The sequence below is a fragment of the Streptomyces sp. NPDC048192 genome, from assembly GCF_043202415.1.
Taxonomy (GTDB): Bacteria; Actinomycetota; Actinomycetes; order Streptomycetales; family Streptomycetaceae; genus Streptomyces.
Window position 1 is genome coordinate 46,453 of record NZ_JBIDAL010000014.1, and the last position, 21,604, is coordinate 68,056.

22 protein-coding genes are annotated in these 21,604 nt (G+C 68.3%); 14 read left to right on the forward strand and 8 right to left on the reverse strand.

Annotated elements, in window-relative coordinates; genetic code table 11:
* Positions 1-5 precede the first annotated feature (5 nt).
* From rpsL to tuf, 4 genes are all read left to right on the forward strand, one after another.
* A complete protein-coding gene (gene rpsL / locus ACGFZN_RS28175; protein ID WP_003948652.1) occupies positions 6-377 on the forward strand; it encodes a 30S ribosomal protein S12 in 372 nt (123 codons plus the stop codon).
* 2 nt (positions 378-379) lie between these two features.
* Entirely contained in the window at positions 380-850 is a 471-nt protein-coding gene (gene rpsG / locus ACGFZN_RS28180) for a 30S ribosomal protein S7 (RefSeq protein WP_003998848.1), read from the forward strand.
* Between the two features lie 39 nt (positions 851-889).
* Positions 890-3,016, forward strand: coding sequence for an elongation factor G (gene fusA / locus ACGFZN_RS28185; protein ID WP_393861291.1), 2,127 nt, complete (start codon positions 890-892; stop codon positions 3,014-3,016).
* 158 nt (positions 3,017-3,174) lie between these two features.
* Positions 3,175-4,368 (forward strand): elongation factor Tu, encoded by a 1,194-nt coding sequence (gene tuf / locus ACGFZN_RS28190; RefSeq protein WP_393861292.1) that lies wholly within the window; start codon positions 3,175-3,177, stop codon positions 4,366-4,368.
* 87 nt (positions 4,369-4,455) lie between these two features.
* Here the strand turns inward: tuf and ACGFZN_RS28195 are convergent, their stop codons facing one another.
* Positions 4,456-4,689, reverse strand: a complete 234-nt coding sequence (locus ACGFZN_RS28195) for a hypothetical protein (protein ID WP_393861293.1) — start codon at positions 4,687-4,689, stop codon at positions 4,456-4,458.
* Positions 4,690-5,571: 882 nt separating this feature from the next.
* On the opposite strand from ACGFZN_RS28195, the gene ACGFZN_RS28200 reads away from it, so the two are divergent.
* Complete coding sequence (locus ACGFZN_RS28200; protein ID WP_393861294.1) at positions 5,572-8,610, forward strand: glycosyl hydrolase 115 family protein; 3,039 nt, start codon at positions 5,572-5,574, stop codon at positions 8,608-8,610.
* Between the two features lie 56 nt (positions 8,611-8,666).
* Positions 8,667-9,350 carry a serine/arginine repetitive matrix protein 2 gene (locus ACGFZN_RS28205; RefSeq protein WP_393861295.1) on the forward strand — a complete coding sequence of 228 codons (684 nt, stop codon included), beginning with the start codon at positions 8,667-8,669 and terminating at the stop codon, positions 9,348-9,350.
* A 130-nt stretch (positions 9,351-9,480) separates the two neighbouring features.
* Here the strand turns inward: ACGFZN_RS28205 and ACGFZN_RS28210 are convergent, their stop codons facing one another.
* Both ACGFZN_RS28210 and ACGFZN_RS28215 read right to left on the reverse strand, forming a co-directional pair.
* Positions 9,481-10,425 carry a hypothetical protein gene (locus tag ACGFZN_RS28210; protein ID WP_393861296.1) on the reverse strand — a complete coding sequence of 315 codons (945 nt, stop codon included), beginning with the start codon at positions 10,423-10,425 and terminating at the stop codon, positions 9,481-9,483.
* A gap of 137 nt (positions 10,426-10,562) precedes the next feature.
* Complete coding sequence (locus ACGFZN_RS28215) at positions 10,563-11,078, reverse strand: ATP-binding protein (RefSeq protein WP_393861297.1); 516 nt, start codon at positions 11,076-11,078, stop codon at positions 10,563-10,565.
* A gap of 142 nt (positions 11,079-11,220) precedes the next feature.
* Here ACGFZN_RS28215 and ACGFZN_RS28220 point away from each other — a divergent pair, with 142 nt between their 5' ends.
* Together ACGFZN_RS28220 and ACGFZN_RS28225 are read left to right on the forward strand one after the other, a co-directional pair.
* Positions 11,221-12,066, forward strand: a complete 846-nt coding sequence (locus ACGFZN_RS28220; protein ID WP_393861298.1) for a Scr1 family TA system antitoxin-like transcriptional regulator — start codon at positions 11,221-11,223, stop codon at positions 12,064-12,066.
* Positions 12,063-12,263: a DUF397 domain-containing protein gene (locus ACGFZN_RS28225; protein ID WP_393861299.1), complete on the forward strand. Its 201-nt coding sequence runs from the start codon at positions 12,063-12,065 to the stop codon at positions 12,261-12,263. Before ACGFZN_RS28220 ends, ACGFZN_RS28225 begins: the two co-directional genes overlap by 4 nt.
* A 961-nt stretch (positions 12,264-13,224) precedes the next feature.
* Here the strand turns inward: ACGFZN_RS28225 and ACGFZN_RS28230 are convergent.
* Genes ACGFZN_RS28230 through ACGFZN_RS28250 form a run of 5 tightly spaced genes read right to left on the reverse strand, consistent with a single transcriptional unit; the run spans position 13,225 to position 17,821 of the window.
* Positions 13,225-14,526, reverse strand: coding sequence for a YrhB domain-containing protein (locus ACGFZN_RS28230; protein WP_393861300.1), 1,302 nt, complete (start codon positions 14,524-14,526; stop codon positions 13,225-13,227).
* Position 14,527: 1 nt separating this feature from the next.
* Complete coding sequence (locus ACGFZN_RS28235) at positions 14,528-14,833, reverse strand: YrhB domain-containing protein (protein ID WP_393861301.1); 306 nt, start codon at positions 14,831-14,833, stop codon at positions 14,528-14,530.
* Positions 14,834-14,844: 11 nt separating this feature from the next.
* Positions 14,845-16,563, reverse strand: a complete 1,719-nt coding sequence (locus ACGFZN_RS28240) for a putative T7SS-secreted protein (protein WP_393861302.1) — start codon at positions 16,561-16,563, stop codon at positions 14,845-14,847.
* Positions 16,563-17,225, reverse strand: a complete 663-nt coding sequence (locus ACGFZN_RS28245) for a hypothetical protein (RefSeq protein ID WP_393861303.1) — start codon at positions 17,223-17,225, stop codon at positions 16,563-16,565. The genes ACGFZN_RS28240 and ACGFZN_RS28245 overlap by 1 nt, the downstream gene beginning before the upstream one ends.
* The gene (locus ACGFZN_RS28250; protein ID WP_393861304.1) at positions 17,222-17,821 is read right to left on the reverse strand and encodes a hypothetical protein; all 600 of its coding nucleotides are present in this window, start codon (positions 17,819-17,821) and stop codon (positions 17,222-17,224) included. The genes ACGFZN_RS28245 and ACGFZN_RS28250 overlap by 4 nt, the downstream gene beginning before the upstream one ends.
* Positions 17,822-18,350: 529 nt before the next feature.
* Between ACGFZN_RS28250 and rpsJ the strand changes: the two genes are divergently transcribed.
* Genes rpsJ through rpsS form a run of 6 tightly spaced genes read left to right on the forward strand, consistent with a single transcriptional unit; the run spans position 18,351 to position 21,570 of the window.
* Positions 18,351-18,659: a 30S ribosomal protein S10 gene (gene rpsJ, locus ACGFZN_RS28255; RefSeq protein ID WP_003948644.1), complete on the forward strand. Its 309-nt coding sequence runs from the start codon at positions 18,351-18,353 to the stop codon at positions 18,657-18,659.
* A 16-nt stretch (positions 18,660-18,675) separates the two neighbouring features.
* Positions 18,676-19,320 (forward strand): 50S ribosomal protein L3, encoded by a 645-nt coding sequence (gene rplC, locus ACGFZN_RS28260; RefSeq protein ID WP_218514970.1) that lies wholly within the window; start codon positions 18,676-18,678, stop codon positions 19,318-19,320.
* A gap of 8 nt (positions 19,321-19,328) precedes the next feature.
* Entirely contained in the window at positions 19,329-19,982 is a 654-nt protein-coding gene (rplD, locus tag ACGFZN_RS28265) for a 50S ribosomal protein L4 (RefSeq protein ID WP_393861305.1), read from the forward strand.
* Positions 19,982-20,401, forward strand: a complete 420-nt coding sequence (gene rplW / locus ACGFZN_RS28270) for a 50S ribosomal protein L23 (RefSeq protein ID WP_014674371.1) — start codon at positions 19,982-19,984, stop codon at positions 20,399-20,401. Before rplD ends, rplW begins: the two co-directional genes overlap by 1 nt.
* Positions 20,402-20,439: 38 nt before the next feature.
* The gene (gene rplB / locus ACGFZN_RS28275) at positions 20,440-21,276 is read left to right on the forward strand and encodes a 50S ribosomal protein L2 (protein ID WP_330338325.1); all 837 of its coding nucleotides are present in this window, start codon (positions 20,440-20,442) and stop codon (positions 21,274-21,276) included.
* Positions 21,277-21,288: 12 nt separating this feature from the next.
* Positions 21,289-21,570, forward strand: coding sequence for a 30S ribosomal protein S19 (rpsS, locus tag ACGFZN_RS28280; RefSeq protein ID WP_330338324.1), 282 nt, complete (start codon positions 21,289-21,291; stop codon positions 21,568-21,570).
* The last annotated feature ends 34 nt before the right edge of the window (positions 21,571-21,604 follow it).

Sequence of the window (21,604 nt, forward strand, 5' to 3'; positions counted from 1 at the left end):
AAGTAGTGCCTACGATCCAGCAGCTGGTCCGCAAGGGCCGGCAGGACAAGGTCGAAAAGAACAAGACGCCCGCACTCGAGGGTTCCCCTCAGCGTCGCGGCGTCTGCACGCGTGTGTTCACGACCACCCCGAAGAAGCCGAACTCGGCCCTCCGCAAGGTCGCGCGTGTGCGTCTGACCAGCGGCATCGAGGTCACCGCTTACATTCCGGGTGAGGGACACAACCTGCAGGAGCACTCCATCGTGCTCGTGCGCGGCGGCCGTGTGAAGGACCTGCCGGGTGTTCGCTACAAGATCATCCGCGGTTCCCTCGACACCCAGGGTGTCAAGAACCGCAAGCAGGCTCGCAGCCGTTACGGCGCCAAGAAGGAGAAGTAAGAATGCCTCGTAAGGGCCCCGCCCCGAAGCGCCCGGTCATCATCGACCCGGTCTACGGCTCTCCTCTGGTGACCTCCCTGATCAACAAGGTGCTGCTGAACGGCAAGCGCTCCACCGCCGAGCGCATCGTCTACGGCGCCATGGAGGGCCTGCGCGAGAAGACCGGCAACGACCCGGTCATCACGCTCAAGCGCGCTCTCGAGAACATCAAGCCGACCCTCGAGGTCAAGTCCCGCCGTGTCGGTGGCGCCACCTACCAGGTCCCGGTCGAGGTCAAGCCCGGCCGTGCCAACACCCTGGCGCTGCGCTGGCTGGTCGGTTACTCCCGCGCCCGTCGCGAGAAGACCATGACCGAGCGTCTGCTCAACGAGCTTCTCGACGCTTCGAACGGCCTCGGCGCGGCCGTCAAGAAGCGCGAGGACACGCACAAGATGGCCGAGTCCAACAAGGCCTTCGCGCACTACCGCTGGTAGTCGCAGACCCCATCGAGACCGAGAGAAGACTGAAGCCTTATGGCTACCACTTCGCTTGACCTGGCCAGGGTCCGCAACATCGGGATCATGGCCCACATCGACGCGGGCAAGACGACCACCACCGAGCGGATCCTGTTCTACACCGGCGTTTCGTACAAGATCGGTGAGGTCCACGACGGCGCTGCCACCATGGACTGGATGGAGCAGGAGCAGGAGCGTGGCATCACGATCACCTCTGCTGCCACCACCTGTCACTGGCCGCTGGAGAACGTCGACCACACCATCAACATCATCGACACGCCGGGTCACGTCGACTTCACCGTCGAGGTGGAGCGCTCCCTGCGCGTGCTCGACGGTGCCGTGACGGTGTTCGACGGCGTCGCCGGCGTTGAGCCCCAGTCCGAGACGGTGTGGCGTCAGGCGGACCGCTACGGCGTTCCGCGTATCTGCTTCGTCAACAAGCTCGACCGCACCGGTGCCGAGTTCCACCGCTGCGTCGACATGATCTCCGACCGCCTGGGCGCGCAGCCGCTGGTCATGCAGCTGCCGATCGGTGCCGAGGCCGACTTCAAGGGCGTCGTGGACCTGGTCCGCATGAAGGCCCTGGTCTGGTCGGCGGAAGCCACCAAGGGCGAGATGTACGACGTCGTCGACATCCCGGCCACGCACACCGAGGCCGCCGAGGAGTGGCGCGGCAAGCTGGTCGAGGCCGTCGCCGAGAACGACGAAGAGGTCATGGAGCTGTACCTGGAGGGCGAGGAGCCCACCGAGGAGCAGCTGTACGCCGCGATCCGTCGTATCACCATCGCGTCCGGCAAGGGCACCGGCACCACCGTGACCCCGGTGTTCTGCGGCACCGCGTTCAAGAACAAGGGCGTCCAGCCCCTGCTCGACGCGGTCGTGCGCTACCTGCCGTCCCCGGTCGACATCGAGGCCATCGAGGGCCACGACGTCAAGGACGCCGAGACGGTCATCAAGCGCAAGCCGTCCGACGAGGAGCCGCTGTCCGCGCTGGCGTTCAAGATCATGAGCGACCCGCACCTGGGCAAGCTCACCTTCGTCCGCGTGTACTCCGGCCGCCTGGAGTCCGGCACCGCCGTGCTGAACTCCGTCAAGGGCCGCAAGGAGCGCATCGGCAAGATCTACCGCATGCACGCCAACAAGCGTGAGGAGATCGAGTCGGTGGGCGCGGGCGACATCGTCGCCGTCATGGGCCTGAAGCAGACCACCACCGGTGAGACGCTGTGCGACGAGAAGAACCCGGTGATCCTGGAGTCCATGGACTTCCCGGCGCCGGTCATCGAGGTCGCGATCGAGCCCAAGTCCAAGGGTGACCAGGAGAAGCTGGGTGTCGCCATCCAGCGTCTCGCGGAGGAGGACCCCTCCTTCCAGGTGCACACCAACGAGGAGACCGGCCAGACCGTCATCGGCGGTATGGGCGAGCTGCACCTCGAGGTGCTGGTCGACCGTATGAAGCGCGAGTTCAAGGTCGAGGCCAACGTCGGCAAGCCGCAGGTCGCTTACCGCGAGACCATTCGCCAGAAGGTCGACAAGGTCGAGTACACCCACAAGAAGCAGACGGGTGGCACCGGCCAGTTCGGTCGCGTCATCATCTCGATCGAGCCGATCGAGAGCGGCGACATGGCCTACGAGTTCGTGAACCAGGTGACCGGTGGTCGCATCCCGAAGGAGTACATCCCTTCGGTCGACGCCGGCTGCCAGGAGGCGATGCAGTTCGGCATCCTCGCCGGCTACGAGATGACCGGTGTCCGGGTCATCCTGCTGGACGGTGCCTACCACGAGGTCGACTCCTCCGAGCTCGCGTTCAAGATCGCCGGTTCGCAGGCCTTCAAGGAGGCCGCGCGCAAGGCCAAGCCCGTGCTGCTCGAGCCGATGATGGCCGTCGAGGTCACCACGCCCGAGGACTACATGGGTGAGGTCATCGGCGACATCAACTCCCGCCGTGGCCAGATCCAGGCCATGGAGGAGCGGGCCGGTGCCCGCGTCGTGAAGGGTCTCGTGCCCCTTTCGGAGATGTTCGGTTACGTCGGCGACCTGCGCAGCAAGACGTCCGGCCGTGCCAGCTACTCCATGCAGTTCGACTCCTACGCCGAGGTTCCGCGGAACGTCGCCGAGGAGATCATCGCGAAGGCCAAGGGCGAGTAACGCTCCGCGTTCACACGCCGTAGGCTTGACTCCGGAGCCTCCAGGGGCATTCCACCGCAATCGCGGACGGAATGCCCCCGGGTTCCGGGCCTTTACAGCAAAGATCACCTGGCGCCGATGAAGTAAGGCGTACAGAACCACTCCACAGGAGGACCCCAGTGGCGAAGGCGAAGTTCGAGCGGACTAAGCCGCACGTCAACATCGGCACCATCGGTCACATCGACCACGGTAAGACGACCCTCACGGCCGCCATTACCAAGGTGCTGCACGACGCGTACCCGGACCTGAACGAGGCCACCCCGTTCGACAACATCGACAAGGCGCCCGAGGAGCGTCAGCGCGGTATCACCATCTCCATCGCGCACGTCGAGTACCAGACCGAGGACCGTCACTACGCCCACGTCGACTGCCCGGGTCACGCGGACTACATCAAGAACATGATCACCGGTGCCGCGCAGATGGACGGCGCGATCCTGGTGGTCGCCGCCACCGACGGCCCGATGCCGCAGACCAAGGAGCACGTGCTCCTGGCCCGCCAGGTCGGCGTTCCGTACATCGTCGTCGCCCTGAACAAGGCCGACATGGTGGACGACGAGGAGATCCTGGAGCTCGTCGAGCTCGAGGTCCGTGAGCTCCTCACCGAGTACGAGTTCCCGGGCGACGACGTCCCGGTCGTGAAGGTCTCCGCTCTCAAGGCCCTCGAGGGCGAGAAGGAGTGGGTGGACTCCGTCCTCAACCTGATGAAGGCTGTCGACGAGGCCATCCCGCAGCCGGAGCGCGACGTCGACAAGCCGTTCCTGATGCCGATCGAGGACGTCTTCACCATCACCGGTCGCGGTACGGTCGTCACCGGCCGTATCGAGCGCGGTGTCCTCAAGGTGAACGAGGAAGTCGAGATCATCGGCATCCGCGAGCAGAAGACCAAGACCACGGTCACCGGCATCGAGATGTTCCGCAAGCTGCTCGACGAGGGCCAGGCCGGTGAGAACGTCGGTCTGCTGCTCCGCGGCATCAAGCGCGAGGACGTCGAGCGCGGCCAGGTCATCATCAAGCCGGGCTCGGTCACCCCGCACACCGAGTTCGAGGCGCAGGCCTACATCCTGTCCAAGGACGAGGGTGGCCGCCACACGCCGTTCTTCAACAACTACCGCCCGCAGTTCTACTTCCGTACGACGGACGTGACCGGCGTGGTGACCCTCCCCGAGGGCACCGAGATGGTCATGCCGGGTGACAACACCGAGATGAAGGTGGAGCTCATCCAGCCCGTCGCCATGGAGGAGGGCCTGAAGTTCGCCATCCGCGAGGGTGGCCGCACCGTGGGCGCCGGCCAGGTCACCAAGATCGTCAAGTAAGTTCTGCTTGCTTGAGGGTCCTCGGCTGACCCAGGAGAGGCCCGTACGACTCCGGTCGTACGGGCCTCTTCGGCTTCTCGAGGGCGGTCACTGCACGTTCTGGAACAGCGGATGGCCGTACGACCGCTCGCACACGTACAGCTGGAGGCCGTACCCGCGCCCGAAGCGCAGCCCCGTGGCGCAGGCCGGCCCCTCCAGGACGCCGCCGCCCGGCGCGGCGGCGTCCTCCACCGGCCGCCAGCTGCGGCTGCCCCCGTCCCACTCGGTGCTGTCCAGGGTGAGCAGCGGGCGCATCCCGGCGCCGCACTCCGCGCAGGCCATCGGGAACGGGTCGGTGAAGCTCCAGGGCGCGTGCCCTGCGACCTTGCAGCCGGGCGCGACGGACAGGTCGTACTGGTAGTCGGCGCCCCGGTCCAGCGCCCACTGCTCGACCCGGTCCGCCAGTTCCTCGGGCAGGGGCGGGATACTCCGTCACCGACTCGGGGTGCAGGACGCAGGGGTTGGGCAGATAGCCGTCGTTGCCGACGACGGCGGGCCGCGGCTGTTCGGTGAGCGGCGTGCCGGTCCCGGCGCGGGAGCGCCAGCGCAGCTCGGTGTACGGCAGGTAGCCCTGGTCGTGGCCGGACGGGCACCACAGCACCTGCAGCAGATCCGTGCCCTCGGGCCGGGGCAGCCCCGGCACGTCGGCGGCGTGCAGCTGCAGCACCGGAAGCAGCGGGAGCGGCCCGGTCACGGCGATGCGCCGGGGCTCCCTGCCGCGCTCGACCAGCGCCCGCTCGTCCTCGGTCAGCAGCTCCGCCCCCTCGACGCGGGGCCGCGCCCATGCCTCGCGCAGGACCCGGCGCCGGGTGCGGACGTCCTCGGGGGCGAGCCCCTCGTGCCAGGGTCCGGCGTGCTCGGGGCAGACCGGCCACGGCTCCGCCGCCGGCCACAGCAGCGGTCCGCCGAGGGAGCTGTCCGCCGCGGTGGGGGCGCCGGCGCGGGGATGCAGCCGCACGGCACGGCGCGCGAGCGGGCCCAGTTCGGGGAAGGCGACGGCGACGTCGAGCGGCCGGGGCGGGGTCGTACGGGTCGTACGGGACATGGCCGGAGGCTATCGGGGCTCTCGAAACTATTCGTTCCGCAGGACAGGTTCCCCGCGGCGCTCCCTCACCCCACTATTTGTCATGCCGCTTGGCAAATAGAGAGTGGAGGGGCTGTCGTATGTCTGTGGGACGCAGAACGGTGCTCGGAGCGGGGCTCGCCGCCGTGCCGGTGCTGACCTCGGGAGCCGCCTGGGCCGCGGGTGGCACCGGAGGGGCCGGCGGTGACCGCGATCCGGTGGTGACCGACCCGGGGGCGTACATCTCCTTCACCGGCGGGGCGTTCTCCCTGGTCGGCGCCCCCGTCGTGGTCAGCGCGGAGGATCACCCCGGCGTCGTGCGGGTCGCCGGCGACCTGCGGGACGACCTCGAACGCGTCACCGGCGTCCGCCCCGGCTCGACGATCGGCCGGTTCCCGGTGCTCCTCGGCACGATCGGCCGCAGTCCCCTGATCGACGGCCTGATCGAGTCGGGCAAGCTGGACGTGACGGGCGTGCGCGGCCGCTGGGAGACCTCGCTGCAGACGGTCGTGGAGCATCCGATGCCCGGCGTCGAGCGGGCGTTCGTCATCGCGGGCAGCGATCCCCGGGGCACGATCTTCGGCGCGTACGACGTCTCCCACGGCATCGGCGTCTCGCCCTGGCACTGGTGGGACGACGTGCCGCCGGTGCGGCGCGCCGGGGTGTGGGTGAAGGCCGGCCGGTACACGCAGGGCACCCCGGCGGTGAAGTACCGGGGCTTCTTCATCAACGACGAGAACCCGGCGCTCGGCACCTGGGCGCCGGCGTACTTCGGCCCCGGCAAGGCGCCGGGCTATCCCGGCGGCTTCAACGCGGACTTCTACGCCAAGGTGTTCGAGGTCCTGCTGCGGCTGAAGGGCAACTACCTGTGGCCCGCCGTCTGGGGCCGGGCCTTCGCCGAGGACGACCCGGACAACCACAAGCGGGCCGCCGAGTACGGCGTCGTCATGGGCACCTCCCACGAGGCGCCGATGATGCGCGGCATCGAGGAGTGGAACCGCCACGCGACCGCCGGGCACGACCCCTACGGGGGCACCGGAGAATGGTCGTACGTCCGCAACGCGGAGGCGATCCGCGCGTACTGGCGCGACGGCATCCAGCGCATGGTCGACCAGGGCTTCGAGGGCGTCGTGACCCTCGGCATGCGGGGCAACGGCGACACCGGCCTGCCCGACGGCGACGGCATCGAGCTGATGCAGCGGATCATCGCCGACCAGCGGAAGATCATCGAAGAGGTCACGGGCCGGCCCGCCGCCGAGACCCCGCAGGTGTGGACGCTGTACAAGGAGGTGCAGCGGTACTGGGACCGCGGCCTGCGCGCACCCGACGACGTCACGGTGGTCCTCACGGACGACAACTGGGGCAACATCCGCAAACACCCGGACAGCGAGCGCTCCGGCGGCTTCGGCCTGTACTACCACTTCGACTACGTGGGCGCGGGCCGCAACTACAAGTGGGTCGACACGGCCAACCTCCGCAACGTCTGGGACCAGCTCCACCAGGCCCACGCCTACGGCAACCACGGCCTGTGGGTCGCGAACGTGGGCGACCTGAAGGGCAACGAGCTGCCCACCGAGTTCTTCCTCGACTACGCCTGGAGCCCGGACAGCTGGCCGCTGGAGCGGCTGCCGGAGTGGGAGGAGCGGTACGCCCGGCAGAACTTCGGCGAGACCTCCGCGAAGGAGATCGCCGCCGTGCTCGCGGAGTACGGCCGCCTCCAGGCCCGCCGCAAGCCCGAGCTGCTGAACCGGCGGATCACCCTCAAGGACGGCAAGGTGGTCAACGACGACCGGCAGACCCCGTTCTTCTTCGCACACCGCGAGCTGGAGCGGGTGACACAGCAGTGGCGTGAACTGGGCGAGCGCGCGGAGCGGATCGCCCGCCGGCTTCCGGAGCAGCGCCAGGACGCCTGGTACGAGCTGGCCGGCTACGAGGTGACGGCCACCGCGAACCTCTACGCCCTGCGGGAGGCGGAGTTCACCAACCTGCTGTACGCCCGGCAGGGCAGAGCGGCGACGAACGACCGGGCGGCCGCGGCGGAGGCCGGCCTGGCACGGGACCTCGCCCTGGCCGACCGCTTCAACTCCGCCGTGGCGCACGGCAAATGGAAGGGCTTCCAGACCCAGCCGCACATCGACTACGGCGACGTGGACCGCTACGGCCCGAACGCGCCCTGGCAGCAGCCGGAGAAGGACAACGTGGCCCTGCCGGACGTGCTGTTCCCGGCGGTGCAGCGGATCGAGCTGCCGGAGGCGGCCGAGCTGGGGGTGTGCGTCGACGGCGCCGAGGACACGGGGGAGTGGTGGCCGGGCGGCGCCTCGCGCGACGCCGTGCTGCCGGCGTTCAGCCCGTACCAGACCCGCCCCCAGCAGTACGTGGAGCTCTTCAACCGGGGCCGTACGGCCTTCGGCTACGAGGTGCGCGCCTCGGTCCCGTGGCTGGTGGTGGACCGCCCGCGCGGCCGGGTGGACCGGCAGGTCCGGCTGGGGGTGCGGATTGACTGGGCGAAGGCGCCCGCCGGCCGCGCCGAGGGCACGCTGACCGTGACCGGCGCGGGCGCGTCGGTCACGGTGCGCTGCGTCGCGGACCGGCCCTCCGCGCGAGGCATGCGGGGCTTCGTGGAGGCCGGCGGCTATGTGGCCGTCGACGCCGAGCACTACGACCGCGCGGTGGGCGACTGGCGCCGGCTCGACGGCATCGGCCGCACCGGCGCGGGCATGACCCCGTGGCCGGTGACGACCCGGAGCCGCACCCCGGGCGGCTCCTCGCCCCGCCTGGAGTACGAGGTGAGCCTGCTGTCCGACACCGAAGAGGTGACGGTGTGGGCGTACCTCTCCCCGCGCAACCCGGCGGTGCCGGACGTCACGGGACTGAGCTACGGCGTCTCGCTGGACGACGGCCCGATCCGCACCGTGGACATCACGACGGGCGCGGACGACGGCGCCCTGAACGACGTCTGGGCCCGCAACACCTCGGACAACGTGAACCGCACGGCCACGCGCCACACCGTGGACGCCCCCGGCGTGCACCGCCTGAAGTTCTGGATGGTGGACCCCACGGTGGTGCTGCAGCGCCTGGTGATCGACACGGGCGGGATGCCGGAGCTGTACCTCGGACCGGTGGAGAGCCGGAGGCTGTGACGCTCACGGTCGACCGCGTCGGCCCAGGGCAGGCGGTTGCCGTACGATGCCCCCTCGTGGCGATACAGAATCCGAACCCCTGGGGACCCCCGTACGGCGGCCCGCCACCGGTGCCGCCGGGCATCCCGGCGCAGGACCTGCGGCCCCGGCGCGTCTGGTACGTCGTTGCCGCGGTGCTGGGGCTCGTCCTGATGGGCGCGGGGATCGCCCTCATCGCGGTGACGGTCGTGGACTCGGTGAACTCCGTGGACACGTCCCGGAGTTTCGCCGCCGGTGCGTCACGGACGTTCCGCTTCGAGAAGGGGAAGACCAAGGCGATCTACGTCTCCCAGTCCGGCCAGGGCCACGTCGACTGCCGGATCCTCGGCATGCGGTCCGGGTCGATGACCCAGCCGTCCAGCACCTTCCGTGTCACCGCCGGGTCCCGCAGCTGGGAGCGCGTCTTCGAGGTGAAGCCCGGCAGCACCGGCGACTACACGCTCGCCTGCACCGCCGAGCAGCCGGGGGCCGAGTTCGCCCTGGGGGACAAGCCCCGGGTGGCCACGATGGTCGGCGGCATCCTCGGCGGGATCGGCTTCTTCCTCGCCGGATTCTTCGGCGCCGTGGCCATCGTCATCGTCACGGCGGTCCGCCGCAGCCGCCACCGCAAACGCCTCACGGCCGGCTGGGGCCCTCCACCTCAGTGGGGGGCACCGCCTTCGGGCCCGGCCCCGTGGCCTCCGGCGGGCCCCGCGCACTAGCACGTCGCGGCACACGCCTTGCGCTCAGCGCCCCGCACCCGGTCGAAAAACCGGGGCGGGGCGCTGTGACGTACGGGCCCGGGACACAGCGTCCGCCGCGTGAACAACCCGGCCTCGGCCCGCCCTTGCGTCAGCTCGCCGACTTGTCCTTGGACAGGGACACCACGGCGGTCTGGTTCGCCGTCACCGGCTGGCCGTAGTTCGGGTCGGTCGCGGTGGCCTTCGTGGTGACCTCCACGTCGCCCTTCTGGAACGGGGTCGTGCCGGTGGGATCGGCCGTGGCGGTCCAGGCGGCCGGCGTACCCGGCTCGCAGGCGACCGTCGTGGCGTACGAGCCCTTGATCAGGACCTGCTTGGCGACCTGAGTGACGTTGCCGGAGACCGACACCTTCACCGGCTGGTTGCAGGTGACGGTGCCGCCGACGGTGGCCTTGCCGTCGATGGTGCTGGCGGTGCCCGTGGGGTTGACGGAGACGTCGAGGGAGAGCGCGGTCGGCGGCGCCGGGTTGGCGATGTGCACCTCGCCGCGCAGCGCGGCGGTGCCTCCCTCGCAGTGCTGCTCGTACGTGGCGTCCAGTTTCTCGACGTACCCGTTGGGCCCGAACTTCACGTCCGAGACGCTGAACGAGCCGGTCAGGGTGTTGCAGCCGCGGCCGTTGCCGTCCAGGGACAGTCCGGGCTCGGAGGCCGAGTTGAAGGGGTAGCGGGTGGCGCCGGTGTAGTCGCCGGGCGTGAGCGCCTGGCCGGACGGGGCGGCGAGGTCCAGGCTCCACCAGTCGCCGTTCGCGCCGCTGACGCTGACGGCGATGTGGTTGTCGTCGGTGGAGGCGTAGACGTTCAGACCGTCCCCGGACGCGGTGGAGTAGGAGTACGACTGACCACCGCTGATGTAGTCACCCGCGTCGCCGCTGAACGCCAGCGAGCCGTCACTGACGGTCTGGGCCTGCGCGGCGGGAGCACCCAGGAGGCCGGTGGCACCGGCGAGGGCCAGCGTCAGCGCGCCGACAGCGGTGAGGCGGGCGAGGCCCGAACCGGACCTGGAGACGCGGAACGGAGCAGTGAGCGAACGTGACATTCAGTCCCCCCAGAAGTGAGCGCGCACAGGCGTGCGGCGAAATGAGCGATGCGGAAGGTGACAAGCACGACGCATGTGGCTTGACCACCCATGTGGAGAGCGATCTGCGCGCCGCGTTCGTTACCGACCTTGATCGCTCAGGATCCTGCCACGCCCCACTGACAATCCGGTCGGCACACCCGAGTTGGCCACACCCGCCGCACCGGGACGTCGGCCACCGGCTTCCGGCGCGCGGAAGGACACCTCGGCCCACACGGTCTTGCGCGGTGCCGCCCGTGGGCGACACCCCAGCGGTCGGCGAGGGCGTCCACAAGGTGGAGTCCGCGACCCGGTTCGCTGTCTCCTGCCGAGCGTTGGAGCCTTGGAAGGCGGTCACCGCGCGTGTCGGTGACCTCGATGCGGAGCCTGTCGCCGACGACGTACAGAAGCAACCGGAAGTCACGGCCGGGGACGCGGCCGTGCGTGACGGCATTCGCGGCGAGCTCGGCGACGATCTGCGCCGCCCGCTCCAACGGCAGCCGCCAGGTGCGGAGTTGCTGTTCGCTGAGCAGCCGGGCGAGGCGGGCTCCACGCGGCGTGGGAGACAGTCGGACGCAGAAGTGGGGGATGGAGCTGTCGAGTTGGTCTTCAGAGGCAGTCGCTTCCTGATTCATGTCACTGAGCGTGGTGGAACCTGCTTCCGCAGGTGAGTGACTGCACCTGTACGTACGGTGACTGTCCTGGGTTGTCTCGGCTGTCTCGTCTGTCTCGGGCGTTGTACGGGGCAGGAGTGCGCGCCGAAGGAGGACCAGAGCCGTGGGCGAGGGTGTGGACGAGGCCGGCTGGGACGTCGAGCCCGGGGATGAGATCGAGCCGCTGGTGCAGGCGGTGGGACGGCTGCTCAAGGTGTGCAGGGAGGCGGCCGGGCTCAGCGTGCCAGAGCTGGCAGAGGCGCTCGGCTACGGCGAGGACATGATCCGCAAGATCGAGCGCGGGGTGCGGATTCCCCGGCCTGAGCTGCTGGACAGGGCGGACAGGACGCTGAAGACGCGGGGGCATCTGCGGGCCTTCTTGGAGGGCATGAAGAAGGCCCGGTATCCGAAGAAGGTGCGGCAGCTGGCGGAGGTGGAGGGGCGGGCCGTGGAGATGCTGCTGTCCAGCAACCACAACATCCATGGCTTGTTGCAGACGGAGGAGTATGCGCGAACGATGTTCGAGATGAGGCAGCCCGCACTCGCTGAGGACGTCGTGGAGCGGGAAACGGCTGCTCGCGTGGCTCGACAAGCCGTCTTCGCGCGGGACCCCGCTCCTACGTTCAGCTTCGTCCAGGAACAGGTGACGCTCGAACGCCCCTACGGCGGGAAGATGGTGCTGCGCCGACAGCTCCAACGCCTTCTGGAAGTGGCGCAGTTGCGAAACGTCACGCTCCAGGTCATGCCAACCGATCGCGAGGAGCATGCCGGAACGCAGGGTCTGATCGAGGTACTGAAGTTCGCCGACGGCACGGCGATCGGACGTTCTGAGGGCGCGTTCAACGGGCGCCCCGTCTCGAGCCCGAAAGACCTCCGGATTCTCGAACTGCGCTATGGCATGATCCGGGCGCAGGCTCTCACGCCGAGGGAGTCGCAGGCCTTCACCGAGCGAGCACTGGGGAGACTATGAGCACCGCCGCACTCCACTGGTTCAAGAGCAGCTACAGCAGCAGCAGCGAACCCGGCGACTGCCTCGAAGCCGCCCCCACCCCCACCGCCATCCACCTCCGCGACTCCAAGACCCCCGACGGCCCCCGGCTGGCGCTCACGCCGAAGGCCTGGGCGGAGTTCGTGAGCTACGCGTCTCGGAGCGGTGCAGCAGTCTGATCCGGACGGAGGTCCAGGCGGACCACGCTGCCAGGGCGAAGAAGGCGGCACGTCCGTCGTGCAGGATCTGCGGCTCGCCCTTGACGTAGGCGCCGGCCATGATGCCGATGACCCCGGCAAGAGAAAGCACGCCGTAGCCGATCAGCCCCTGCTGCTTGATGTCCCACTCGGCAGACTCCGTCGTTCGCGTCTTCGCTCTGCAAGGTCCCGGTGTCGAAGGCGGCCTTGTCACCGCTCATCCCGGACAACGGATCCATGAAGCAGTCGTACATCCCCCTCGAGGTTCAGCCGGGTGCGGGCTGCACACTGAGTGCCGGCGGTCATCGGGTGTTGTACGTCGACATCACACAATGGAACCGGGCCCGGATCCGGCGGGCTGGAAGGCCTCGGCAGCACCGTTCAAGTACGCCGCCGAGCGGACCGTCTCGTTTCCGGGGCATGCCGCGATCGGAAGCAACGGCGCAGTGGTTCAGGCCAACTGCATCTCTCGAACCGCGTATATGACGTTCGGGGTCTATTTCTTCGGTGACCGCGCCAGAACACCCCCACCGGCTACAAGAAGGTGCAACGGTTCATCGAGGACTTCGTACCGAAGGAAACCAAGAAATTCGGCTGCACCAAGTAGGCGACTGCCGGACTCCGTCTGATGCTCAGCAGGCTTGCCGTAGCTCTGGTCGGGCTTGTCGCGGCCGCGGCCATCGTGGTCGTCACCTCGTCCACGAGAACCGCTACCGCCGATGGCCCGCTGCGGCGTTGCTCCCGCCCACCGCAGCGAGGCCCACTGCCCCCGGTCGTGACTTGGGTTCCCCGCCCGGCTCGCTGTCTTGGCCTCTGGGTCCGGGGGCCGTACCTGCCGACGCGTGGTGGCGAACTCTGCGCAAGTACGCGCTCCAAGAACGGATCGGGTTTCCGTGAGTGGCAGGGTGCCGATTTGAAGGCACCCGACAGTGCTCGAGCAAGGTCAGCGGTAGCGGATGACGTGCAACCTGTGGACTCCGGTCGGGTCGAAGGAAACCGGCTCGTCCGACGAACCGTCGATGACCATGACCCCGTCCTCCAGCCGCACGGCGTTCACCAGCCAGCCAACAGCCTCGCGACCGCGCCCGTCCGTTCGGCGGACCCAGACGAGGGCACGGGCTCCGACCGGCAGTGTCGAGAGCGTGTCCAGGGTCGTCTGCCAGTCGGCATGTTCCGATACGGACAGCACATGGCCGAGCTGGGCGAGTGTCGGCTCGTACCACGATGCTTGCCCTGGAGCGGGCGGTGTGGGCAGGCTCGCCGTGCCAGGGTCCTCGCCGGCGTCCCAGCGGGCCAGCCAGGCCCAAGGGTCGGAGTTTGGCAGACCGAACGGTGAGGCATCGTCCTTTGGCACCACCACGGTCGCGTCCAGCATGGCGTTCTGCCAGCACCCGTCGCTGAGGAAACGCCTGCTGTTACAGGAGAACACCCAGCCACGCCGCGTCTCATCCTGGGCGGTCGGCCTGTCCAGCTCGGCCTGACCGCCGTAGGCGTCGTTGAGCCAGAGTCGGGCCTTGGCAACCGCGGAGGAGAAGTCGGGTGCAGCCCGCTGCCAGGGAGCCCGTTGGCCCGCCGACGCGCCGGGCAGGGCCCGCAGAAGGATCAGTTCGCGCAGAAGCGGTGCGGTGTCGAGTCGGGCCAGCGAGGACGTCAGGCCGTCCAGGAGGACGACCTGACCCTTGTTGTTCGTCGCGTACAGCAGGTTGCCCGTGGCCTCATGGCCGCCGATTTCGCGTCGTACCCAGACCACCCCGCGGGTCTCGGGCCCTGGCTCGTCGACCGCCTTGATGACGTCGTCCCAGTCACTGACGGCGACGCGCTCGAATTCCGGGAAGTAGCGGCGGCAGAGCCGGGCCCACCAGCCGGGGGCTTCGTCTGACGGGCGCCAGGGCAGCGCGACGGACGGGGCACCATGCATCGTGGAGTGCACGGCGACCACGCAGCCACGTGCGTTGATCCGGCGGCCCTGGCCCTCGGCGCGCATGACGGTCTCCTGGGGCGTTGTCGGCTCCAGGTCCGCGAGGGGAGCACTCGGCGCAGGGTGGTAGGGCGAGCCACCGTCCTTCGGCACGACGACGGACGACGCGAGCATGGGAGTGTGCGGGTAACCCGGCTGAGCCGTGGTCCGGCACGACAGCAGCCAGGCCGTGGCCGTCTCGTGCACCGGATGGGGCGAGGAAAGCTCCACCAACCCGCCGTACGTCAGACGGAGCCAAGCTGCCGCCCGCTGGTCGGCACCAGACATCTCAATAGCCCTTCTTCGGCGGCCAGTCACCGGTCGCCTGCCGCTCCATGTACTCCTGCGTCGGCAGGAAGGTCGGAGGAAAGTGGGCCGCCGTGCCGTCGTGCGGGACGACGATGACCGAACTGAACGGGGCTGCCATCGGATCGCCCGTTTCCAGGTGCTCCTTGAAATCGAAGCGCACCGTCCAGCCGTACCGGAATTCGACGGCCGTGTCCGGAAGCACCACCACGGAATCAGCCCGGTCGGGGTAGGCGACGGTTTTCAGATACACAGCTGCCGAGGCTACTGCCTCATCCTTGGTCAACATTGGCAACTCCATCAACGATACGGAATGTAGCCGATTCGAGAGACACCGTGCTCCAGCCTGCCGAGCCCACCGATCTGGCCGTCGAGGAAGACCACACCGTGCTCCGTGTTCACGGCGTTGAAGACATGGGCGGTCCCGTCGGGCCGGGCGATGTAAACCGCGCTTCTTGAACCCTGTCCTCGCAGTTCCAGGTCACGGATGACGTCATCGTAGGTGTGCGCACGGATGTAGAGGCCCTTGGGGACGTTGTGCAGCCCCAGAGCCTCCGGGGGAATGTGGTCGGGAACGTGAAGGGGCGCGGCACCGACCTCTTCGCCGTTGAGCCGACGTTCCACAGCGACGACGTTGTGACTGCAGTTCTTGGTGTACCCGGGCATGCCCGTGTTGTTCACGTCCCTGATCCAGGGGACCTGGTCGTCGATGAACGCCTGAGCCTCATCTGGCGTGACTGATTCGTAGTGGATGGCCCGCCGCGTAGCCGCGGTCGACGGTCGTGCGAGATGGCTCCACTTGCTCCCTGCGGCCGCACTTTCACCCGCATGTTCCAGGCCTCCCTTGGCCGCGTTCGCAGCCGCTACCTCCGCGCCCTCCTCCACCGCCGTGCGCAGGCCGCCCGCGGCGAGGCCGGCGCCGTCCGTGCCCAGCAACTGCGGAGGCAGTCGGCCCAGGAACTCGGACGGATCCTTCTCGAAACCGTCCACGGCGGCCTTGACCGCCCGCTCGGGGTGCGCCGCCGTCGACACCAGGCCGGAGAGCGTCATGGAGACGCCCTGCAGGTACTCCGCTGGGTGGGTCAGGTTGTACGGGTCCATCGGGTCGAGACCGCGCACGAAGTTGACCAGGCCGGCCGTGCCCTTGACGAGACCGCCTGCGAAGTGGGTGATCTCGGTGTTGACCGCCTGGAAGCCGTCCACGAAGTCGTCGCCGAGCCGGTCCAGCGGCGGCGGCTCGGCGGGCGCGTGCGCCAGGGCGGCCTTGATCTTCGCGTTGGCGGCCGAGGCAGCGGAGTTGCGTTGCTTGCGCGCCTCGGCGAGCTTTTCCTTCGCCGCCTGTATGTCGTCCTTGCCGGGGTCCTGGAAGGGCTCGAGTTCGGGGCCCGGATCCTCGTTCGCCTGGATCTTGGCCTTGTAGGCGTCGAGACGCTCGGTGTACGCCTTCCTGGCCGCTTTGGATGCCTGGGTACCTCGTTTGTACAGATCGATGGCATCCCTGGCTTGGCCCTGCGCCCACTTCACGGTCTCCGCGTAGGCCTGCAGTGCACCCGCCGCGGTCTCGCAGGCGTCGGCCGCATGGAGCCACTTCGCCGGGTGCACGCCGAACTGCTTGCGGAAGGCGTCTCCGCCCTCTCCCTTCCACCCGGAAGAGTCCACGCGTTTCAGCCCGGCACTGACCTTCTCGAAGGCGGTGAAGAATTTTTTCAGGTGCTCAGCGGTTTCCACGATCCTTCCGTGGTCGCCGTGCACGAGGTCCTTGGGGTCGTCGCTCTCTCCGAGCTGCTGCTCGCCCGGCGTGGCCCCGAGGTCGGAGGCGATCTCGTCACCCCAGTCATCCACCTTGTCGGCAGCGCGGTGGAAGCCGGCCTTGTCCAGGCCTTGACCGAGTTTGTGAGCGCCGTAGTCGATCCCCTCGCCGACGACTTTCTTGCCGTCGTCGACGAGCTTCTCGCCTTTGCCGAGAGCCCAGTTGGCGCTGTCTTCAAGGCTGTGCCCGATGTCTCCGAAAACGCCCATCAGCCCTCACCGCCGCCCTGCTGCATCTGGGCCCGCTCCTCCGGGGAGGGGCCGAAGGTGTCGTCGAGGAACTTGTTGTATTCGCTGTCCGACACTCCCAGGGCGCTGTGCAGGTTCTCCGGGTTCAGCCCCATGGGCCCGACGATGTGGGAGGTCATCATGTCCCGGCCGGCGTCCTTCCAGCCTTGGAGGCTGTTGTCGTAGGCCTGCTCGAAGGACTTCTTGCTGTAGTCCGTATGGATGGACTCGGTGGCGATGTCTCGCCAGTCCTGCTTGGCGACCTCGTCCTCCGACGCGTGCGGATCACCGACGGCTGAGTTCAATGCGATCTTGAACGTGCCTTTGACGTACTGCTCGGTCTGGTAATAGGTGCCGGCTGCCATGCCGGTCTTCACCGCCAGCGCATTGCCCTCGTTGATCAGCGATCTCACACCCCACTCCCATCGCTCGCAGAAGGAGTGGAAGGTTTGCGTGAGTGTCTCCTCGCCCAGTTCCAGGCCGGACAGCTCCAGCATGCTGAAGCCCCTGCCGGCACCCGCCGTACTGGCCAAGCCGAGATCCTGCAGCTCGCCCAGTGCCAGGGGCAGCCCCTGGGCGATCTCGTCGAGCCCCCCGGTCGCGAGGTCCTTTCCGCCTGTCTGCGGGCCCGCGCCCCCGTTCACCGCTGCTCCTCTGTGCCGCCGATCCTGTTCACGTCACCGACGTATCCCTTGTTCACCGCGTAGGCATCAGGGACGATCCCCGCGACCGGCGGGAACAGCACCGCTTGCTGCGCCCCGTCGGCTGCGTCCAGCACCACGCCGCAGGGCACCCCTGCCTCCGGGACTGCCATGTCGAGGAGCCGGGCTCCGAGCACCGTCTCGTACGTCCATTCCTCCTGGCCCTCGTCCCGGGCCAGCGCATAGCGGGCGAGTGCCGACTCATCGGAGAAGGCGAGGATCCAGCGGACACCGCTCAGATCGACGGTCAGCCAGCCGCCGTCCCGGAGTGGGACGAGTACAGCCGTGTCGCGGAACGTCTCCAGGGCTGCAAGGAACCCGCGCCGCTGGGCGTCGGCCTCCTGCACGGAGACCGCGGTCGCGGCCGGCGGTCGTGCGGCCTGACCCTGCAAGGTGGGCGAGGGCTCAGCCTCGGGAGTTGTCCGATAAGCGGACACCAGTTGCGGTGCCAGGATCTTCGCGGGCCCGGCCATGTCTGCGTAGTCGGCCAGCCGCGAGCGTCGTACCGGCGCTGTCGCGCCGCCCCCTGATTCAGTCACGCCGTAAACCGTGGCACAGAGACGATCTATGTCACCACATGGCCCTCGGTCGCAATGGCCACAGCTCCGTAGCGTTCACGAGTACTCCACACCCCGGCCCGGCCCCCGGTTTGACCCACGTCACTCCAGGGGTATTCTCTCCGGCTCGATTGGCATCCGCCCGGCCCGATATGGCAGACTGTCCGAGTTGCTCGGTCGAGTGTTGATGCTGCGCGCCTCCCGCCGGGAGGACCGGAAGCGAGTCCCACAGTACTCGTCGTCCTAACTGCCCTCGGGCAGCACTGGGGCGGACGTACGGGAATCTTCCGGGAAGCGTGGGCGCGGCACCGGCCAGGCGCCCGGTGGGCCTGAAGGTCCCCGGTCCGCGGTTCCGGAAGGGCCGTCGTAATCCCGCAGGGATGTTCGAACAAGGGACATCTGTGTCAGCGGGAGCGCGACACGCCCGACCGCGTGGGTCGGAGAAACGACGGCAGCAGAAGGAATCCGCCGGGTTCCAGAGCGTGAGAGAAGACAGGACTACTGAGTAGCCATGGCGGGACAGAAGATCCGCATCCGGCTCAAGGCCTACGACCACGAGGTCATCGACTCCTCGGCGAAGAAGATCGTCGAGACGGTGACCCGCACTGGTGCGTCGGTCGCGGGCCCGGTGCCGCTGCCCACTGAGAAGAACGTGTACTGCGTCATCAAGTCGCCGCACAAGTACAAGGACTCGCGCGAGCACTTCGAGATGCGCACGCACAAGCGCCTGATCGACATCCTCGACCCGACCCCCAAGACCGTTGACTCTCTGATGCGACTCGACCTGCCGGCCGGTGTCGACATCGAGATCAAGCTCTGAGGCTGGTGGGCTGAGAATGGCTAAGCAGATCAAGGGCATCCTGGGCGAGAAGCTCGGCATGACGCAGGTGTGGGACGAGAACAACCGTGTTGTTCCGGTCACCGTTGTCAAGGCCGGCCCCAACGTCGTGACCCAGGTTCGTACCAATGACGTCGACGGCTACGAGTCCGTTCAGATCGCCTTCGGCGAGATCGACCCGCGCAAGGTGAACAAGCCCCTCAAGGGCCACTTCGCCAAGGCCGACGTCACCCCCCGTCGCCACCTCGTCGAGATCCGCACGTCGGACGCCTCCGAGTACACGCTGGGCCAGGAGATCACCGCCGAGGTGTTCGAGGCCGGCGTGAAGGTCGACGTCACCGGCAAGAGCAAGGGCAAGGGCTTCGCCGGTGTCATGAAGCGCCACAACTTCGGTGGCCTCGGCGCCGGTCACGGCACCCAGCGCAAGCACCGCTCGCCCGGCTCCATCGGTGGCTGCGCCACCCCGGGCCGTGTGTTCAAGGGCCTCCGCATGGCGGGTCGCATGGGCAACGAGCGGGTCACCACCCAGAACCTGACCGTCCACGCCGTTGACGCGGAGAAGGGTCTGCTGCTCATCAAGGGCGCGGTTCCCGGTCCGAACGGCGGCCTCGTCCTGGTCCGCACCGCGGCCAAGGGGGCCTGAGGTAACCGATGAGCACTGTTGACATCCTTTCGCCGGCTGGCGAGAAGGCCGGTTCCGTCGAGCTCCCCGCGGAGATCTTCGACGCCAAGGTCAGCGTCCCGCTGATCCACCAGGTCGTCGTCGCGCAGCTGGCCGCTGCCCGCCAGGGCACGCACAAGACCAAGACCCGCGGCGAGGTCCGTGGTGGCGGCAAGAAGCCGTACCGCCAGAAGGGCACCGGTCGCGCCCGTCAGGGTTCGACCCGCGCGCCGCAGTTCGCCGGTGGTGGCGTCGTGCACGGTCCCGTGCCGCGCGACTACTCGCAGCGGACCCCGAAGAAGATGAAGGCCGCCGCCCTGCGCGGTGCCCTCACCGACCGGGCGCGTCACAACCGCATTCACGTCGTCTCCGGCGTGATCGAGGGCGAGACCCCGAGCACCAAGGCCGCCAAGAGCCTGTTCGGCAAGATCTCGGAGCGCAAGAACCTGCTCCTGGTCGTCGAGCGCTCCGACGAGGCCGCGTGGCTGTCCGCCCGCAACCTGCCCCAGGTCCACATCCTGGAGCCGGGCCAGCTGAACACGTACGACGTTCTCGTCTCGGACGACGTGGTCTTCACCAAGGCCGCTTTCGAGTCCTTCGTCGCCGGCCCGAAGGCCAACGACACCGAAGGGAGCGAGGTCTGATGGCCATCCGTCACCCCGCTATCGCCTCGAAGGCCGCCAAGGCCGCCAAGGCCGCGCGCGTCGCCAAGGCGCGCCGTCACGCCGCCGAGGGCAAGAACACCGTCGAGACCCCGCTGAGCAAGTCGTACACGGACCCCCGTGACGTCCTGCTGAAGCCGGTCGTCTCCGAGAAGAGCTACGCGCTGCTCGACGAGAACAAGTACACGTTCGTCGTCGACCCGCGGGCCAACAAGACCCAGATCAAGGAGGCCGTCCAGGCGGTCTTCGACGTCAAGGTCACCGGGGTCAACACGATCAACCGCCAGGGCAAGCGCAAGCGGACCCGCACCGGTTTCGGCCAGCGTGCCGCGACCAAGCGCGCGATCGTGACCCTCGCCGAGGGCGACCGTATCGACATCTTCGGCGGTCCGACCGCGTAAGCGGGTCGGATCGTCCGATATCGGACGAGGACTGAGAAATGGGAATCCGCAAGTACAAGCCGACTACGCCGGGCCGTCGTGGCGCCAGCGTCGCCGACTTCGTCGAGGTCACGCGGTCCACGCCGGAGAAGTCGCTGGTCCGTCCCCTGCACAGCAAGGGCGGCCGTAACAACGCCGGTCGTGTGACCGTTCGCCACCAGGGTGGCGGACACAAGCGCGCCTACCGAGTGATCGACTTCCGTCGTCACGACAAGGACGGCGTGCCGGCGAAGGTCGCGCACATCGAGTACGACCCCAACCGCACCGCGCGCATCGCGCTCCTGCACTACGCGGACGGCGAGAAGCGCTACATCCTCGCGCCGCGTGGCCTGAACCAGGGCGACCGCGTCGAGAACGGTCCCGGGGCCGACATCAAGCCGGGCAACAACCTCGCCCTGCGCAACATCCCGGTCGGTACGACCCTGCACGCCATCGAGCTGCGTCCGGGCGGCGGCGCGAAGTTCGCCCGCTCCGCCGGCGCCTCCGTGCAGCTGCTCGCGAAGGAGGGCTCCATGGCCCACCTGCGCATGCCGTCCGGTGAGATCCGCCTGGTCGACGTCCGCTGCCGCGCCACCGTCGGCGAGGTCGGCAACGCCGAGCAGAGCAACATCAACTGGGGCAAGGCCGGTCGCAAGCGCTGGCTGGGCGTTCGCCCGACCGTGCGTGGTGTGGTCATGAACCCCGTGGACCACCCGCACGGTGGTGGTGAGGGCCGGACCTCCGGTGGCCGCCACCCTGTGTCCCCGTGGGGCAAGAAGGAAGGCCGTACTCGTTCGCCCAAGAAGGCGTCGAACAAGTACATCGTCCGCCGCCGCAAGACGAACAAGAAGCGCTAAGGACGGGTTGAGATGCCTCGTAGCTTGAAGAAGGGACCCTTCGTCGACGACCACCTGATGAAGAAGGTGGACGCCCAGAACGAAGCGGGCTCTAAGAACGTCATCAAGACCTGGTCCCGTCGCTCGATGATCGTCCCGGCCATGCTCGGTCACACGATCGCGGTGCACAACGGCAAGACCCACATCCCGGTGTTCGTCACCGAGTCGATGGTCGGCCACAAGCTCGGCGAGTTCTCGCCGACGCGCACCTTCCGGGGCCACGTCAAGGAAGACCGGAAGTCGAAGCGCCGCTAGTAGCGGATCGCATTCAGACACGTAAGTAACTGAA

What these genes read in the sequence shown, in the direction of transcription:
- rpsG (WP_003998848.1), top strand. Translation starts at nt 380, where the DNA reads ATGCCTCGTAAGGGCCCCGCCCCGAAGCGCCCGGTCATCATCGACCCG.
- fusA (WP_393861291.1), top strand. Translation starts at nt 890, where the DNA reads ATGGCTACCACTTCGCTTGACCTGGCCAGGGTCCGCAACATCGGGATC.
- ACGFZN_RS28195 (WP_393861293.1), bottom strand. Translation starts at nt 4,689, where the DNA reads ATGGCCTGCGCGGAGTGCGGCGCCGGGATGCGCCCGCTGCTCACCCTG.
- ACGFZN_RS28200 (WP_393861294.1), top strand. Translation starts at nt 5,572, where the DNA reads ATGTCTGTGGGACGCAGAACGGTGCTCGGAGCGGGGCTCGCCGCCGTG.
- ACGFZN_RS28210 (WP_393861296.1), bottom strand. Translation starts at nt 10,425, where the DNA reads ATGTCACGTTCGCTCACTGCTCCGTTCCGCGTCTCCAGGTCCGGTTCG.
- ACGFZN_RS28215 (WP_393861297.1), bottom strand. Translation starts at nt 11,078, where the DNA reads ATGAATCAGGAAGCGACTGCCTCTGAAGACCAACTCGACAGCTCCATC.
- ACGFZN_RS28225 (WP_393861299.1), top strand. Translation starts at nt 12,063, where the DNA reads ATGAGCACCGCCGCACTCCACTGGTTCAAGAGCAGCTACAGCAGCAGC.
- ACGFZN_RS28230 (WP_393861300.1), bottom strand. Translation starts at nt 14,526, where the DNA reads ATGTCTGGTGCCGACCAGCGGGCGGCAGCTTGGCTCCGTCTGACGTAC.
- ACGFZN_RS28235 (WP_393861301.1), bottom strand. Translation starts at nt 14,833, where the DNA reads ATGTTGACCAAGGATGAGGCAGTAGCCTCGGCAGCTGTGTATCTGAAA.
- ACGFZN_RS28240 (WP_393861302.1), bottom strand. Translation starts at nt 16,563, where the DNA reads ATGGGCGTTTTCGGAGACATCGGGCACAGCCTTGAAGACAGCGCCAAC.
- rpsJ (WP_003948644.1), top strand. Translation starts at nt 18,351, where the DNA reads ATGGCGGGACAGAAGATCCGCATCCGGCTCAAGGCCTACGACCACGAG.
- rplC (WP_218514970.1), top strand. Translation starts at nt 18,676, where the DNA reads ATGGCTAAGCAGATCAAGGGCATCCTGGGCGAGAAGCTCGGCATGACG.
- rplD (WP_393861305.1), top strand. Translation starts at nt 19,329, where the DNA reads ATGAGCACTGTTGACATCCTTTCGCCGGCTGGCGAGAAGGCCGGTTCC.
- rplW (WP_014674371.1), top strand. Translation starts at nt 19,982, where the DNA reads ATGGCCATCCGTCACCCCGCTATCGCCTCGAAGGCCGCCAAGGCCGCC.
- rplB (WP_330338325.1), top strand. Translation starts at nt 20,440, where the DNA reads ATGGGAATCCGCAAGTACAAGCCGACTACGCCGGGCCGTCGTGGCGCC.
- rpsS (WP_330338324.1), top strand. Translation starts at nt 21,289, where the DNA reads ATGCCTCGTAGCTTGAAGAAGGGACCCTTCGTCGACGACCACCTGATG.